The sequence below is a fragment of the Roseibium sp. RKSG952 genome, assembly GCF_009711355.1.
This window is the reverse complement of the sequence record NZ_SMMF01000130.1, coordinates 1-278: the sequence shown is the minus strand read 5'-3', so window position 1 is coordinate 278 and position 278 is coordinate 1. Positions and strand designations below refer to the sequence as shown.

The window sequence follows — 278 nt, the reverse complement described above, 5'->3', positions numbered from 1 at the left end:
CTGAAACATCTAAGTACCCGGAGGAAAGGAAATCAATTGATACTCCCCTAGTAGCGGCGAGCGAACGGGGACCAGCCGAGCCAGATAAGTGACTAGAACACGTTGGGAAGCGTGGCCATAGCGGGTGACAGCCCCGTATAGGAAGCTTTGATGGACGTATTAAGTAGGGCGGAACACGTGAAATTCTGTCTGAAGATCGGAGGACCACCTTCGAAGGCTAAGTACTCCTTGCTGACCGATAGCGAACCAGTACCGTGAGGGAAAGGTGAAAAGCACCC

The 278-nt window shown here is 52.5% G+C and carries 1 rRNA gene; it reads left to right on the top strand.

Annotated features, from left to right (window positions below):
- Positions 1-278 (top strand): 23S ribosomal RNA (locus E1297_RS00300); the annotation flags it as partial.